Annotated in this window: 13 protein-coding genes, 1 tRNA gene and 1 pseudogene; 7 read left to right on the forward strand and 8 right to left on the reverse strand. The window is 67.8% G+C overall.

Translation table 11 applies throughout. The features are described from left to right. Positions 1 to 126 precede the first annotated feature (126 nt). Entirely contained in the window at positions 127 to 807 is a 681-nt protein-coding gene (serB, locus tag ACUWEX_RS08095; protein WP_079727614.1) for a phosphoserine phosphatase SerB, read from the reverse strand. After that, the gene (locus ACUWEX_RS08100; RefSeq protein WP_079727615.1) at positions 804 to 2,048 is read right to left on the reverse strand and encodes a glucose-1-phosphate adenylyltransferase; all 1,245 of its coding nucleotides are present in this window, start codon (positions 2,046 to 2,048) and stop codon (positions 804 to 806) included. The genes serB and ACUWEX_RS08100 overlap by 4 nt, the downstream gene beginning before the upstream one ends. A gap of 46 nt (positions 2,049 to 2,094) precedes the next feature. Between ACUWEX_RS08100 and glgA the strand changes: the two genes are divergently transcribed. From glgA to ACUWEX_RS08115, 3 genes are all read left to right on the forward strand, one after another. Continuing rightward, a complete protein-coding gene (gene glgA / locus ACUWEX_RS08105) occupies positions 2,095 to 3,282 on the forward strand; it encodes a glycogen synthase (protein ID WP_079727616.1) in 1,188 nt (395 codons plus the stop codon). Between the two features lie 65 nt (positions 3,283 to 3,347). Next, positions 3,348 to 4,130: an ABC transporter ATP-binding protein gene (locus tag ACUWEX_RS08110; RefSeq protein ID WP_079727617.1), complete on the forward strand. Its 783-nt coding sequence runs from the start codon at positions 3,348 to 3,350 to the stop codon at positions 4,128 to 4,130. A gap of 130 nt (positions 4,131 to 4,260) precedes the next feature. Then, complete coding sequence (locus tag ACUWEX_RS08115) at positions 4,261 to 4,509, forward strand: type B 50S ribosomal protein L31 (RefSeq protein ID WP_445995895.1); 249 nt, start codon at positions 4,261 to 4,263, stop codon at positions 4,507 to 4,509. A gap of 283 nt (positions 4,510 to 4,792) precedes the next feature. On the opposite strand, the gene ACUWEX_RS08120 is transcribed toward ACUWEX_RS08115, so the two are convergent. Both ACUWEX_RS08120 and treS read right to left on the reverse strand, forming a co-directional pair. Continuing rightward, a complete protein-coding gene (locus ACUWEX_RS08120) occupies positions 4,793 to 5,494 on the reverse strand; it encodes a 3'-5' exonuclease (RefSeq protein ID WP_234991011.1) in 702 nt (233 codons plus the stop codon). A gap of 145 nt (positions 5,495 to 5,639) precedes the next feature. After that, positions 5,640 to 7,352, reverse strand: coding sequence for a maltose alpha-D-glucosyltransferase (gene treS / locus ACUWEX_RS08125; protein ID WP_079727619.1), 1,713 nt, complete (start codon positions 7,350 to 7,352; stop codon positions 5,640 to 5,642). A 197-nt stretch (positions 7,353 to 7,549) separates the two neighbouring features. Between treS and ACUWEX_RS08130 the strand changes: the two genes are divergently transcribed. Next, entirely contained in the window at positions 7,550 to 8,443 is an 894-nt protein-coding gene (locus ACUWEX_RS08130) for an alpha/beta fold hydrolase (protein WP_445995896.1), read from the forward strand. Positions 8,444 to 8,457: 14 nt separating this feature from the next. Here the strand turns inward: ACUWEX_RS08130 and ACUWEX_RS08135 are convergent, their stop codons facing one another. After that, complete coding sequence (locus ACUWEX_RS08135; RefSeq protein WP_079727621.1) at positions 8,458 to 9,054, reverse strand: histidine phosphatase family protein; 597 nt, start codon at positions 9,052 to 9,054, stop codon at positions 8,458 to 8,460. A 2-nt stretch (positions 9,055 to 9,056) separates the two neighbouring features. Beyond that, positions 9,057 to 9,905, reverse strand: coding sequence for a Sir2 family NAD-dependent protein deacetylase (locus ACUWEX_RS08140; RefSeq protein ID WP_079727622.1), 849 nt, complete (start codon positions 9,903 to 9,905; stop codon positions 9,057 to 9,059). A 110-nt stretch (positions 9,906 to 10,015) separates the two neighbouring features. Here ACUWEX_RS08140 and ACUWEX_RS08145 point away from each other — a divergent pair, with 110 nt between their 5' ends. Both ACUWEX_RS08145 and ACUWEX_RS08150 read left to right on the forward strand, forming a co-directional pair. Beyond that, positions 10,016 to 10,825, forward strand: a complete 810-nt coding sequence (locus ACUWEX_RS08145) for a TrmH family RNA methyltransferase (RefSeq protein ID WP_445995897.1) — start codon at positions 10,016 to 10,018, stop codon at positions 10,823 to 10,825. Beyond that, positions 10,822 to 12,021 carry a D-alanyl-D-alanine carboxypeptidase family protein gene (locus ACUWEX_RS08150; protein WP_445995898.1) on the forward strand — a complete coding sequence of 400 codons (1,200 nt, stop codon included), beginning with the start codon at positions 10,822 to 10,824 and terminating at the stop codon, positions 12,019 to 12,021. Before ACUWEX_RS08145 ends, ACUWEX_RS08150 begins: the two co-directional genes overlap by 4 nt. 210 nt (positions 12,022 to 12,231) lie before the next feature. On the opposite strand, the pseudogene ACUWEX_RS08155 reads toward ACUWEX_RS08150, so the two are convergent. Then, positions 12,232 to 12,993: pseudogene (locus tag ACUWEX_RS08155) on the reverse strand (SGNH/GDSL hydrolase family protein); the annotation flags it as partial. Between the two features lie 245 nt (positions 12,994 to 13,238). Here ACUWEX_RS08155 and ACUWEX_RS08160 point away from each other — a divergent pair. Continuing rightward, positions 13,239 to 15,071, forward strand: coding sequence for a DEAD/DEAH box helicase (locus tag ACUWEX_RS08160; protein WP_077053912.1), 1,833 nt, complete (start codon positions 13,239 to 13,241; stop codon positions 15,069 to 15,071). Positions 15,072 to 15,234: 163 nt separating this feature from the next. On the opposite strand, the gene ACUWEX_RS08165 is transcribed toward ACUWEX_RS08160, so the two are convergent. Continuing rightward, a tRNA-Leu gene (locus ACUWEX_RS08165) sits at positions 15,235 to 15,318 on the reverse strand. Positions 15,319 to 15,343: the final 25 nt, after the last annotated feature.

A 15,343-nucleotide genomic window follows, 5' to 3' on the forward strand; every position in this document is an offset into this window, starting at 1 on the left:
GCAGAGCGCCGACTGCTGTGGGTTCGGCGGGCAGGGCGCGGATTGCTGTGGGTTCGGCGGGCAGGGCCGCCGACGAACGTGCGTCTCAGCGTGCGGCACCACCGTTCGGCGCCAGCATGAGCAGGTCTAGACAGAACCGCGCGGGATGCCGAGGAGTGGCAGCAGGGCGCGGAGGTCGACCTCCTGCGCCACGACGTCAGCACGCTCACGCACGACCGGCTTGGCATTGAATGCGACCCCGATGCCGGCGACCGCCATCATCTCGAGATCATTTGCTCCGTCGCCGGCGGCAAGCGTGCGGTGAAGCGGGATATCGGATGCCGTCGCCCAGCCCGTGAGCGACTCGGCCTTCGTGGTGGCCGTGACGATGGGGCCGTCGACCTCGCCCGTGAGGCGACCGTCGGCTACCGCCAGGCGGTTGGCCAGGCAGAAATCGAGTCCGAGACGGTCGGCCGTCGCATCCAGCAGCTCGTGGAAACCGCCCGAGACGACCCCGATTAGGCCGTCTGCCGCGTGAACGGCGTCGACGAGCTCTCGAGCGCCGGATGTCGGGGCGATCTGTGCGCGCGCCCGGTCGAGCGCCGAGCTGTCGAGGCCACGCAGCGTCGACACCCGCGCGCGCAGGCTGGCCGCGAAGTCGAGTTCGCCGCGCATGGCCTGCGTCGTGATGCGTTCGACCTCGTCGAGCGACCCGGCCTCGGCGGCCAGCAGCTCGATGGCCTCGTTCTGTAGCAGAGTCGAGTCGGCGTCGAGCACGACGAGGAAGCGGCCGCGCGGGGGAGCGGTCGCGGCATCCGTGGGCGTCATGGCTCGACGCACACGCCCTTGCCGACCACGGTGAGACCGGAATCGGTGACGGTGAAGCCACGCGCACGGTCGCGATCGTGATCCACGCCGATCTGGGCGCCGGGCCGCACGAGCACGTTCTTGTCGAGGATGGCGCGCTGCACGACGGCATCCGGGCCGATCTGCACACGGTCGAACACGACCGAGTCGACGACGCGCGCACCCGATTCGAGCTGAGCCCACGGGCCGAGCACGCTGCGCTCGATGTGCGCGCCCGAGATGAGCGAACCCAACGAGACGATCGAGTCGATCACGGTGCCGAGGTTGCCCTTGGCGTCGCGCACGAACTTGGCGGGCGGCGAGTTCAGCTGCTGCGAGAAGATGGGCCACTCGCGGTTGTAGAGGTTGAAGATCGGGAGCGTCGAGATGAGGTCCTGGTGGGCCTCGAAGAACGAGTCGATCGTTCCCACGTCGCGCCAGTAGTAGCGGTCGCGATCGGTCGACCCGGGAACGTCGTTGCGGCGCAGGTCGTAAACACCGGCATCCTCGCGGTTCACGAAATCGGGGATGATGTCGCCACCCATGTCGTGGTTCGAATCGGTGCGTTCGCCATCGCGCGTGACCGCATCGATCAAGGCATCGGCGTTGAAGACGTAGTTGCCCATGGACGCGAGCACCTCGTGCGGCGCATCGGGCAGGCCGGGGGCGTCGATGGGCTTCTCGAGGAAGCGCTCGACACGCGTGGGGTCGTTCTGGTCGACGTCGATGACGCCGAACTGGTCGCTCAGCTCGATGGGCTGACGGATGGCCGCGACCGTCGCCCCGAGACCCGACGCGATGTGCGCCTCGATCATCTGGGTGAAGTCCATGCGGTAGACGTGGTCGGCGCCGACCACGACCACGATGTCGGGCTTCTCGTCACGCAACAGGTTGAGCGACTGAAGGATGGCGTCGGCCGAGCCGGAGAACCATCGCTTGCCGAGCCGCTGCTGGGCGGGCACCGAGGCCACGTAGGAGTCGAGAAGCCCCGACAGACGCCAGGTCTGCGACACGTGACGGTCGAGCGAATGCGACTTGTACTGCGTGAGCACGACGATCTGCGTGAGACCCGAGTTGATCAGGTTGCTGAGCGCGAAGTCGATCAACCGGTACTGACCACCGAACGGAACCGCCGGTTTTGCCCGGTCGGCCGTGAGGGGCATAAGACGCTTGCCTTCGCCACCGGCCAAGACGATGCCAAAGATCTTCTTCGATGCAACCATTCCCCCACACTAGAGCCAACCTCAGGGGTGTACTAGCGTTCTCGACATGCGAGTCGATGTGTTGACGAAGGAATATCCCCCCGAGATCTATGGCGGTGCCGGTGTGCACGTGGCGGAGCTGGTCTCCGCTCTCCGTCGGTCCATCGATGTGGAAGTGCGCTGCTTCGGCGCGCCGCGTTCCGAGGAGCACACGACCGCCTATGCGCTGCCCGAGGGCCTCGCCGGGGCGAACGGCGCCATCGGCACGCTCGGCACCGACCTCGAGATGGTGGCGGATGCCGCGGGCGCCGACGTCGTGCACTCGCACACCTGGTATGCAAACGCCGCTGGTCACATCGCAAAACTGCTGCACGGCATCCCTCATGTGGTGACCGCGCACTCGCTCGAACCCCTGCGTCCGTGGAAGGCCGAGCAGCTCGGCGGCGGCTACCGCGTTTCGAGCTGGATCGAGAAGACCGCGTTCGAGGCGGCCGACCGCGTGGTCGCCGTGTCGAACGGTATGCGCGCCGACATCCTGCGCAGCTATCCCTCGATCGACCCCGAGAAGGTCGTCACGATCTACAACGGAATCGACATCGACGCGTGGGCGCCGGTGCACGATGACGAGTTGGTGCGATCTTTAGGGGTTGACCCTCAGAAACCGTCCGTGGTATTCGTGGGCCGCATCACCCGCCAGAAGGGTCTGCCTTACCTGCTGAAGGCGCTGCGGTTCTTGCCCGCCGAGGTGCAGGTCGTGCTGTGCGCCGGAGCCCCCGACACCCCCGAGATCCTCGCCGAGGTGCAAGAGGGCGTGCGTCAGCTGCAGCAGGAGCGCGAGGGCGTCATCTGGATCGACCGGATGCTGGCACGCCGCGAGCTTTCCAGCATCCTCACCGCGGCCACCACGTTCGTTTGCCCGTCGGTTTACGAACCGCTCGGAATCGTCAACCTCGAGGCCATGGCGTGCGGCGCGGCCGTCGTCGGAACGGGAACCGGCGGCATCCCCGAGGTCGTGGTCGACGGTGTGACGGGCCGCATCGTGCCCATCGACCAGGCCACGGATGGCACGGGCACGCCGACCGACCCCGAGAAGTTCGTACGCGACCTCGCGGACGCCCTGATCGAGGTCGTGAGCGATCCGGAACGTGCCCGCGAGATGGGCCGCGCCGGCCGCGAGCGTGCCGAAACCGAGTTCAGCTGGCAACGTATCGCCGATCAAACCGAGGCGCTGTACCGTTCGATCGCCGCGGACTGAGATTCGGCGGGTTCGGAGTGCATAAACGGCACTCCGGGCTCGCCACCGGCCGATAGGCTGGACCCATGGCGAGCGTTGTTCAATTCACCGATGTATCCGTAAACCGTGGCGGAAGCCCCATTCTTGACTCCATCACCTGGTCGGTGGAGGAGAACGAACGTTGGGTGATCCTCGGCCCGAACGGCGCCGGCAAGACCACACTGCTGCAGCTGGCCTCGAGCTTCATCCACCCGTCGCGCGGGCAGGTCGACCTGCTCGGCTCGCGTCTCGGCGGCATCGACGTCTTCGAGCTGCGCCCGCGCATCGGCTTCGCGTCGACCGCGATGGCCCGGCGCGTGCCGAACGATGAGACGGTTCTCAACGTCGTCATGACGGCCGCCTACTCGGTCACCGGCCGGTGGACGGAAGACTACGAGCAGATCGACGAGCGACGCGCCCACCGCGTGCTGTCCGAGTGGCGGCTCGAGGGCCTGGCCGACCGCACCTTCGGCACGCTGAGCGACGGCGAGCAGAAGCGCGTCCTCATCGCCCGCGCCGTGATGACCGACCCCGAGCTGTTGTTGCTCGACGAGCCGGCCGCCAGCCTCGACCTCGGTTCGCGCGAAGAGCTCGTCGCGCTGCTGGGCGGCTACGCCCGCTCCGAAGAGGCCCCCGCCATCGTCATGGTCACGCACCACGTCGAGGAGATCCCCATCGGCTTCACGCATGCGCTACTGCTCGGCAACGGTGGCATCGTCGCCCAGGGAACGCTTGCCGAGACCTTGACCTCCGAGAACCTCACGAATGCCTTCGGCCTGTCGATCGTGCTCGAGGAGCACAACGGCCGCTTCAACGCCCGCGCCGAGTAGCGTTCACCGCGCGCGACACGCCTCGCGGCAACGCTCACGCACACGGCCAACCATCTGATAAAGTAGGTAGCTGGCGTCTGCGCCAGATTCTTTTAGTGCCACCACACAGACAACGATCGCAAGGAACCTCATGAAGACTGACACCCACCCCACGTACGCACCGGTCGTTTTCCGCGACCTCGCTTCGGGTGCGACCTTCCTCACCCATTCCACCGTCTCGTCGAACAAGACCATCGAGCTCGACGGCGTCGAGTACCCCGTCATCGACGTCGAGATCTCGTCCGAGTCGCACCCGTTCTACACGGGTAAGCAGCGCATCATGGACTCGGCCGGCCGCGTCGAGAAGTTCAACCAGCGCTTCAAGGGCTTCGGCAAATAGGCCGTTCCCTCTGATTCGGGCTTCGCTCACGCGAGGCTCGACACAGAATCGCTCCACAGGGCCGTGCAACCGTCAGGTTGCACGGCCCTGTGTCGTACCCGCGGACGGTCGATGAGTGAGGCGCCAAGCTGGGCATACGACGAAGGGCTGAACGACTCGGAAATCGTCCAGCCCTTTTCGGCACCCGCCCGCGACAGGCAAAGGTGACGCGTTAGCCAGCGTCGCGCCAGCCCGTGACGCGCAAGCCCTGAGGCGTCAGCGAATCGGCGCCAGGGAATCGGCGTTAGCGAATCGGCCAGGCACCACTCGTGGTGAAGTCGGGGTCGCGCGTGCGGCGCATGTAGTCCTGGAAGCTTGCCGCCTGGTCTTCGCACCAGCCGACCTGCAGCTTGTGCAGCTCGATAGCCTCGAACAGGAGCTTCTCGCCGTGGGCGCGCGCGAGCGCCTGGGCGACGCGGCCCGCGGCGATGGCGTCGGCACCGGCGTCGTGCGCGTCGGTCAGCTCGACGCCGTAGTGGGCGGCCGCGGCCTCGAGCGTGCGCTTGCCCTTGCGGTAGCGGTCGACGGCCTTGTCGATGACGAGCGGGTCGATGACGGGGGCCGGCTCGTGCAGCGGCTCGAGGCCGTAGCGCTCGGCCTCGTGGTGCAGCAGGCTCAAATCATAGGGCGCGTTGTAGATGACGATGGGGATGCCGGCGGCGATGAGCGCCTTGAGCTCGGCGAGGATCTCGGCGACCACGACGGCGGCGTCGCGACCCTCGGCGCGGGCCCGCTCGGTGCTGATGCCGTGAACGGCCGAGGCCTGCGCCGGGATCTCGATGCCGGGGTCGGCCAGCCAGTCGGTGCGGCGCACGACCTCGCCGTCGGCGTCGATCAGGCCGACGTGTGCGCTGACGATGCGCGACGTGCGCACATCGATGCCCGTGGTCTCGAGGTCGAAGACGCCGAGTCGGTGGGCCCAGGGATGTATCTCTTCTGCATTCACGTTTCTCACCTTACGTTCGACCACCGACAGCGGGGAGGAGCACTCGCCGCAGACATCCGAGACGCCGACTGCCGCAACCGCCGGCATCCGAGACGGCCCCGCCCCGAGACCGCGCCGCCTTGAGACTGCACCGCCTGGAGACTACTCAGACGTAGGTGGTGTAGCCGACGTGCAGCCAGTAGAAGCTCTGCGTGCCGATGGTCAGCGTGAGCTGCCCGTTCTCGTCGACGCGCGGGAACTCGTTGCCACCGAAGAGGTCGTAGAGGCGCGCGTTCTGCAGGTCGCTCGCGTCGATCTTCACCGAGACGGGGTGGTGCGAGAAGCTGAAGACACACAGCACGTCTTCGGGCTGGTCGCCGAAGTGCGTGCCGGAGCCCTCATAGCTGCGGATGAACGCGAGCACCGACTCGTGGTCGGTCTTCAGCACCTTGATCTTGCCGAGCGCGAAGGCCGGGTGCCCCTTGCGGATGTGGATGACGTTGCGGATCCAGTGCAGCAGCGACCGCGACTGGGCCAGCTGGGACTCGACGTTGACGAGCGCGTAGTTGTAGACGAGCGACTGCACGACGGGCAGGAACAGCTTGCCGGGGTCGGCGGCCGAGAACCCGGCGTTGCGGTCGGGTGTCCACTGCATGGGCGTGCGCGACGAGTCGCGGTCGGGCAGCCAGATGTTGTCGCCCATGCCGATCTCGTCGCCGTAATAGAGGAACGGCGCGCCGGGGAGGGAGAACAGGAGGGCGTGCGCGAGTTCGAGCTCGGCTCGAGAGTTGTCCACCAGGGGAGCGAGGCGACGACGGATGCCGACGTTGGCGCGCATGCGCGGGTCGTAGGCGTACCAGCCATACATGGCCTGCCGGTAGTCCTCGGACACCATCTCGAGCGTCAGCTCGTCGTGGTTGCGCAGGAACACGCCCCAGCCAGCCCACGACGGCACGTCGGTGGTCTCACCCAGCACGCGCACGAGCTCCTCGGCCTGCTGTGACCGCAGCGAGTAGAAGATGCGCGGCATGACGGGGAAGTCGAAGGCCATGTGGCATTCGGGCTCTTCGTCGGTGCCGAAGAACGCGGCCACCTCGCGCGGCCACTGGTTGGCCTCGGCGATCATGATGCGGCCCGGGTATTCGAGGTCGACCATGGCGCGCAGCTTCTTGATGAACTCGTGCGTCTCGGGTTCGCCCTCGCCGTTGCCCTCGTCGGACTCGTAGAGGTAGGGGATGGCGTCGAGCCGGAACCCGTCGACGCCCAGGTCGAGCCAGAACCGTACGGCGTCGAACATGGCGTCGTGCACGGCCGGGTTGCGGAAGTTCAGGTCGGGCTGGTGCGAGAAGAAGCGGTGGAAGTAGAACTGCCGGCGCTCGGGGTCGAATGCCCAGTTCGAGTCTTCGGTGTCGGTGAAGATGATGCGGATGTCTTCCCACTTCTCATCCGTATCGCTCCACACATAGAAGTCGCCGTAGGGCCCGTCGGGGTCTGACCGCGACTGCTGGAACCAGTCGTGCTGGTCGGACGTGTGGTTCATGGGCATGTCGATGATGATGCGCATGTTGCGCTCGTGTGCCTTGGTGACGAGGTCGCGGAACTCGTCGAGCGTGCCGAACTCGGGCAGGATCGAGTAGTAGTCGGCCACGTCGTAGCCACCGTCGCGCAGGGGAGACGTGAAGAAGGGCGGCAGCCACAGCGCGTCGATGCCGAGCCACTGCAGGTAGTCGAGCTTCGACGAGAGGCCGCCGAGGTCGCCCGAGCCGTCGCCGTTCGAGTCGACGAACGACCGCACCATGACCTCGTAGAAGACGGCCCGGCGATACCAGAGCGGGTCTCGTTGCAGGCCGGGCAGCTGGATGGGCGCGGTGAAGGTCACGAGGATCCAATCGGAGAGAAGCTGGATGCGTTGGCGGGGCGGGTCACCCCGGTGGTTCGGGTCTGTCCGAGTCTATGTCCAGAGGCGCGGTGGTCACGGGCAGCGGGGGCGCGTTTCGGGCCCGGTTTGGGCCGGAGTGGCGCTCCGCCCGAGCGTGGGCCGACGCATCCTCGGGAAGGCGTCGTAAACTGGCGCGGATGTCTGCCACCTCTCCCTATGCCGAACAGCTCGGCCGTTTCACCGTCGTCTCGTCCGAGATCACCGTGAACGGCGCCCCGACACGCTATTGGGAGTACGTCGACGAGTGGGATGGCGAGAGCGGCACGATCATCCTCGTGCACGGTTTTCGCGGCGATCACCACGGGCTCGAACCCGTCGTCGCCCAGCTGGCCGGCTATCGAATTATCAGCCCCGATCTTCCCGGCTTCGGCGAGTCGGGCCCGTTCCCGATCGGCGAGCACACTATCGAGGCGTATGCGTCGTGGCTGCAGTCGTTCGTGGCGCGGCTCGAGTTCGCCGAGCGTCCCGTGATCCTGGGGCACTCGTTCGGCTCGATCGTCGTCAGCGCGGCGATGGCGTCGGGCATGTCGGCGTCGCGCGTCATCCTCGTGAACCCCATCGCCGCGCCGGCGCTGCAGGGACCCCGCGGCGTGCTGACGAGACTGGCGGTGTTCTATTACTGGGCAGCGTCGGCGTTGCCCGCGAAGGCCGGCTTCGCGCTGCTGCGCAATCCGCTGATCGTCAGGATCATGAGCCTCGCGATGGTCAAGACGAAGGACCCGACTCTGCGCGCGTTCGTGCACGATCAGCACGACCGCTACTTCAGCGTGTTCTCCGATCGGGACACGCTCATGCAGGCGTTCCAGGCGTCGGTGAGCCACGATGTCAGCGAGTATGCGGCGCGCATCGCCGAGCCCACCCTGCTGATCGCGGCCGAGAAGGATGACATCACCTCGGTTTCAGCCCAGCGCGAGCTCGTGAAGCTGTTCGCAGATGCCCGGCTCGAGATCATCCCGAAGGTCGGTCACCTCATCCACTACGAGACGCCGCGCGAGGCCGCCGAGTTCATCCGGGACTTCCTCGGGCGCTGAGGCGCCGGCGCGCCTCAGGCGTCTTGCGGAACCAGGTCTTCGTCGACCGCCGTGCCGTTGAAGGCAACGATCTCGAGCGCGCCATCGACCAGGCTGAAGTCGTGGAACGACCCGTTGGCGATCAGCTGACCGGCGGCCGGCAGCTCGCCGCCCGACAGGTGTTTGACGAGCGACCCGATGACGCCGCCATGCGTGACGACGAGCACCGATTCGCCCTCGTGACGCGCCGCGAAGGCGCTCAGGTCGGGCAGCACGCGGTCGATGATCATGGCATCCGTCTCGAGCCCCGGCACCTCGGCGCCCGCGGCGAAGGCTTCGCGCCGCTCGTCGCTCGTCATGCCCTCCATGGCCCCGTGGTGGCGCTCGACAAGGCCGGGCAACGGGTGCGGGTCGAGCAGGCCGATGCGTGCGGAGATGATCGAGGCGGTCTCGTAGGCGCGCGACAGGGGACTGGCGGCGATGGCATCCCACTGGCGCTCGGCCAGGAGGTCGCCCGCCTGGCGTGCCTGCCGGCGACCCGTGTCGTTGAGGGGGATATCGGTCTGCCCCTGGATGCGGCGTTGCAGGTTCCAGTCGGTCTGTCCGTGGCGAACGAGGGTCAGTGAAGTCACCGCTACAGCCTAGCGGCGAGCACCTGAAGGGTTTCGGTGGCGCCGGCGTCGACCTTGACGGCGGCGCGCTGGTCGCCCTTCGTGACACCGCGGTTGATGATGACGATGGGGAGTTTGCGGCGCCGGGCCTGCTCGAGCAGGCGGATGCCCGAGTTGACGACGAGCGAGGAGCCCGCGATGACGAGCGCGTCCGAACCGAGCACCAGGTCGCGCGCCTCGGCGTATTTCTCGGTCGGGATGAATTCGCCGAAGAAGACGACATCGGGTTTCAGCCGGCCGCCGCACACGGTGCAGGCCGGGACGACGAAGTCCTCGACGTGGGTGACCTCGGCGTCGCCGTCGGGGTTGAGCGAGACAGACTCGGGTTTCTGCAGCCACGGGTTGAGCTCGTCGATGCGGTGGGCGATATCGGGACGGGCGAAGCTCTGGCCGCAGTCGAGGCAGAGGACGCGGTCCATCGAGCCGTGCAGGTCGACGACGCGGCGCGATCCGGCGCGCAGGTGCAGGCCGTCGACGTTCTGCGTGATGACACCCGAGACGAGGCCGCGCGACTCGAGCTCGGCGAGCGTGCGGTGTCCGTCGTTGGGCCGGGCGGCGTCGAACATGGCCCAGCCGAGGTGACTGCCCGCCCAATAGCGCTTGCGGGACAGATCATCCGAGAGGAATTGCTGCACGGTCATGGGGGTGCGCTTCGGGGCACCCGCGCCGCGATAGTCGGGGATGCCCGAGTCGGTGCTCACGCCCGCGCCGGTCAGCACGGCGAAACGTCGGCCGCGCAGGATCTCGGTGGCCTCGTCGATGCGCTCGGCCGTCGACCGGTCGCCATCGCCCGCCTGGGTCAGCACGGTCATGAAGCCTCCTCACGCTCGCCCCTGACATGATGGAGTCAGCGACGGGGTTTCGTCCTCCACAATACCGCCGGATCCGCCCGGCCCCTCACCCGACAAGTAAGGTAGCGCGCGTGCGTTTGATCCCCATCGAGAGCCTCGACACCGAGGGTCTCGCCGACTACTCCCGACTCACCGATGTGGCGCTCCGCCGCGTGTCAGAACCCGAGGGCGGGCTCTACATCGCCGAGTCGACCAAGGTCATCACGCGGGCCCTCGCCGCCGGCCACCGACCGCGCTCGGTGTTGCTGCAAGAGCAGTGGGTGAAAGATGTCGCGCCACTGCTCGACGCCTTCCCCGACGTGCCCGTCTACGTGGGGGATGCCGCGACGCTCGAGTCCCTCACCGGCTATCACCTGCACCGCGGTGCCCTGGCCGCCATGCACCGCCCCGAGATGCCGGACATGCGCTCCCTCATCCGCGGAGCCCGTCGCATCGTGCTGCTCGAGGACATCGTCGACCACACCAACGTGGGCGCCATCTTCCGCTCGGTCGCGGGCCTTGGCGCCGACGCCGTGCTCGTCAGCCCGCGCTGCGCCGACCCGCTCTACCGCCGCAGCGTGCGCGTGAGCATGGGCACCGTCCTGCAGGTGCCGTGGACGCGCATGCCCGAGTGGCCCGAGGCCCAGGCCATCCTGCACGAGGAGGGCTTCCACATCGCGGCCCTCGCCCTCGACGACAAGGCCGTCACGCTGGATGCCTTCAGCCACACGCCGCCCGAGCGCGTCGCGCTCGCGCTCGGTGCCGAGGGTGACGGTCTCAGCAGCGCCGCGCTCGAGGCCGCCGACACCACCGTCATGATTCCGATGCTGCACGGCGTCGACTCGCTCAACGTGGCCTCGGCCAGCGCCGTCGCTCTCTGGTCCCTGCGGGTGGGCGCATGAACGCCCGGGGTCGCGTCACCATCCTGGCCATCGTGCTGCTTATCGCGCAGGTGTTCCTCGCCGGGGGGAGCGTGCTCGCGAAGCCGTTGCCCGCGACATCCGCTCAGCTCACCGCCACGCCCGAGCTCACGCAAGCCGCCCAGCCGCTCACGTGGCCGACGTTCGGGCGCGGGGCCGTGGGGGCCGTCGGATATGACGGCGTGCTGGCCGAGCACGGCGATCAGGGCCGCGTTCCGATCGCGAGCGTGACCAAGACCGTGACCGCGCTCGTCGTGCTCGACAAGATGCCCATCGCCGACGGCGAGCAGGGGCCCTCGATCACGCTGACCGACGCGGACGTCGAGATCTACAACCAGGTCATCGCGCAGAATGGGTCGAGCGCGCGGGTCGTCGTGGGCGCCACGCTTACCCAGCGCCAGATGCTCGAGGCGCTCATGCTGCCGAGCGCCAACAACTACAGCATCATGCTGGCCGACTGGGCCTACGGCTCGCTCGACGCGTTCCTCGTGGCCGCCAACAACTGGCTGACGGCGAAGGGTCTCACCGACACCTACCTGGCCGATTCGAGCGGACTGTCGCCGAAGAGCGTGTCGTCGCCCGCGAACCTCGTCGAGATCGGCAAGCTCGTGCTCGCCAACCCGGTGCTCGCCTCGGTCGTGAAAGAGAAGGATGCCGTGCTGCCGAGCATCGGGCAGGTCTCGAACACGAACAAGCTGCTCGGGCTGAACGGTGTCATCGGCCTCAAGACCGGCACGACGCCCGAGGCCGGTGCGTGCCTGCTCTTCGCCGCCGAGATGCCCGTGGGCGACAGCACCGTCACGGTCGTCGGCGTGATCCTCGGAGCCCCGAACCACAAGGTGCTGAACGAGTCCATCCTCACGTTGCTCGGCACCGTGAACTCGGCGTTCCACTCGGTGACGCTCGCCACGCCGGGGCAGGAGTACGGGAGCTATTCCACGCCGTGGGGTGCCGAGACATCCCTCGTGTCGGATGCTCAGGCCACCGCGATCGTGTGGCAGAACACACCCATCACCCTCACCACCACGGCACGTCGCCTGACGTCTGCCGAGGCGGGCGAGAACGTGGGCACGCTGACCATCACGGTGGGGGAGCAGAAGACCGACTACCCACTCACCACCAAGACGGCGCTCGAGGAGCCCGATACGGCCTGGCGTATGGCGCACCCGCAGCCCTGAGCGACGGGTGCCGAGCGCTCAGTCGAGGCGCGTGACCTCTTCGACGGGAACGTCGACGGCCTTCTCGATGGTCTGCTGCGCGTCGGCGAGGGCGTGCTCGTTGCCGTCGAGGGCGTTCTTCGATCGCTCGGCGTCGGCGGCCTCGGCGCGGGCCGCGGCCTCGATCTCTTCGTCGATCTCCATCTCGGCGTCGAGGCGACTGTACTTCTCAGCGAGCGGGCGTTTGGCGGAAATGTAGTCACCGGAGGACTGGTGCCGGATGCGGCGGATCACCCACGGCACGAAGTATTCGCGCGCCCAGGCCAGGTCTTCGGCGCGCGCGTGCCGCCAGCTCGCGGCGGGCAGCGGCTCGGGCTTCAGCGGCTCGAGGTCGTTGTCCACGGCGAGGGCCTCGAGCACGAGCCGCGCGACCGTGTGGTGGCCGAGCGGGTTCATGTGCAGCCGGTCGACCGACCAGAATCGGGAGTCTTGCAGGTCGTTGGCCGCCCACTGGTCGACCACCACGAGGTCGTAACGTTTGGCGATCGCGCGCAGGTTCTCGTTGTAGATGGCCACCTTGCCGCGGATGCCGCGGAACACGGGAGCGAAGCCCACGTCGACACCCGTGAAGATCACGATGGTGGCGCCGTCGCGCTGCAGCCGCTGGATGACGGTCTCGAACTTGGCCGAGATGGCGTCGGGATCGCTGCCCGGGCGGATGACGTCGTTGCCACCGGCCGAGATCGTGATCAGGTCGGGGCGCAATTCGAGGGCGGGCTCGATCTGGTCGTCCATGATCTGCTGGATGAGCTTGCCGCGCACGGCGAGGTTGGCGTAGGCGAAGTCGTCGGTGCCACGGCTCAGCACCTCGGCGACCCGGTCGGCCCACCCGCGGTTGCCGCCCGGAACCGACGGCTCGGGGTCGCCGAGCCCCTCGGTGAACGAATCGCCGATCGCCACATAGCGCGACCACGGATGCTTCTGAACCGCCAAAATCTTCCTCCTCAGACCGTCCCACCACCGGCGTGCCGGGAGGCAGACGGTCTTCTGTGTCCGAGGGGTGTGAAACGAAACCCCTCTGCGAGCGTACTCTTCCCCCGCAATGGGCCGTCAAGTGCCGGGCGCAGCCCGGATGTCGCGCCCCGGGATGTCTCGCTGCGCCGCCGACGACGCGCCGCCGGCACTCCAATGTCGGTGGGCCTCGGGTAGGATTTCGTCTAGTGAGCGCAGAGTTGTCGATGAGTGGATCAGAGGGGCCGGGCCTCGGCACCTCGGCTGCCGAACACCTCTCGCCCGCGTTCCCCGAGCGGGCCGCCTGGGGCACCGCCTCCAAGCTGCGGGCCTGGCAGGCCGAAGCGCTCGAGGCCTACTTCGTGTCCGAGCCGCGCGACTTCCTCGCGGCCGCCACCCCCGGCGCCGGAAAGACGACCTTCGCGCTGCGGCTCGCCGCCGAGCTGTTGGCGCGCCGGGCCATCGACCGCATCACGGTCGTCGCCCCGACCGAGCACCTGAAACGTCAGTGGGCCGATGCGGCGCACCGGGCCGGCATCCGCCTCGACCCCATGTTCTCTAATGCCGCGGGCACCTACGGGCGGCACTACCACGGCGTCGCCGTCACCTACGCGCAGGTCGCCGTGCGCGCGGCGCTGCACCGCACCATCACCGAGTCGCGGCGCACACTCGTCATCCTCGACGAGGTGCACCACGGTGGCGACGCGCTCAGCTGGGGCGATGCCATCCGTGAAGCGTTCGAGCCCGCCACGCGGCGCCTGCTGCTCACGGGAACGCCGTTCCGCAGCGACACGGCGCCGATCCCGTTCGTCACCTACGCGCCCGACGAGAAGGGCATCCGCACGTCGCAGACCGACTACAACTACGGTTACGGTCGCGCGCTCAAGGACGGCGTCGTGCGCCCCGTGCTCTTCATGGTCTATGCCGGCCACATGCGCTGGCGCACCAAGGCGGGCGACGAGATGGAGGCCCGGCTCGGCGAGGGCAACACCAAAGACATCACGGGACAGGCCTGGCGCACGGCCCTGAACCCCGAGGGCGAGTGGATCCCCGCGGTGTTGCGCTCGGCCGACCGCCGGCTGAGCGAGGTGCGTCAGCAGATTCCGGATGCCGGTGGCCTCGTCATCGCCACCGACCACGTCGCCGCGCGCGCCTACGCCGCCATCCTGAAAGAGATCACGGGGGAGTACCCCACGGTCGTGCTGTCCGATGAGAAGGAAGCGTCCGACCGCATCGACGAGTTCTCGAGCGGCACGTCGCGGTGGATGGTGGCCGTGCGCATGGTGTCCGAGGGTGTCGACGTTCCCCGGCTGTCGGTCGGCGTCTATGCGACCTCGTCCTCGACGCCGCTGTTCTTCGCGCAGGCCATCGGGCGCTTCGTGCGGGCGCGACGACGCGGTGAGACCGCATCCATCTTCTTGCCCAACGTGCCCAACCTGATGGCGCTGGCCAACACCATGGAGCTCGAGCGCGACCATGCCCTCGACCGCCCCACCAAGGAGGGCGAGGAGGGCGACCTCTACAACCCGGAAGACGCCATGGTCGCGGCCGCGAACCGCGAGGAGAAGGCCTCGGATTCGCTGACCAGCGAGTTCAGCTATGAGGCCCTGTCGTCGGAGGCCACGTTCGACCGTGTCGTCTATGAGGGCGCCGAGTTCGGCACGCTGGCCCAGCCCGACACCGACGAAGAGCTCGACTTCATCGGACTGCCCGGCTTGCTCGAACCCGAGCAGGTGCACGAGTTGCTGCAGCAGCGGCAGGCGCGTCAGGCAAAGCGTCAGTCGACCCGTCGCAAGACGGGCGTCTCGGATGCTGCGGGCGGCGACTCGGCGGCCGGTGGAGGCTCCGATATCCCACCGCCGCTCTATCGCACCCTGAAGGAGCAGCGCAGCCTGCTGAACAGCCTCGTGGGCCTCTGGGCCAAGAACACGGGCGAGCCCCACGGCCTCGTGCACGCCGAGCTGCGTCGCGCCTGCGGCGGCCCCGCGGTGCCCCAGGCCAGCGTCACCCAGCTGCAGGCGCGCATCGACTATCTGCGCAAACGCCTCAACCACCACTGAGCAAAGATCGTGTCGCCCCACGGGCGAACCATAGACGTGTCGCCCCACGGGCGAACCATAGACGTGTCGCCCCACGGGCGAACCATAGACGTGTCGCCCAACGGGCGAACCATGGACACATAGAAAAAGCGGCTGGAATAAATTCCAGCCGCTTTTTCGATCGTGCGCGAAGGGGGACTTGAACCCCCACGCCCTTTCGGGCACTAGCACCTCAAGCTAGCGCGTCTGCCATTTCCGCCACCCGCGCATTTCGATCGGCTCCGATGTGTTTC

This window comes from Okibacterium fritillariae (assembly GCF_052783725.1).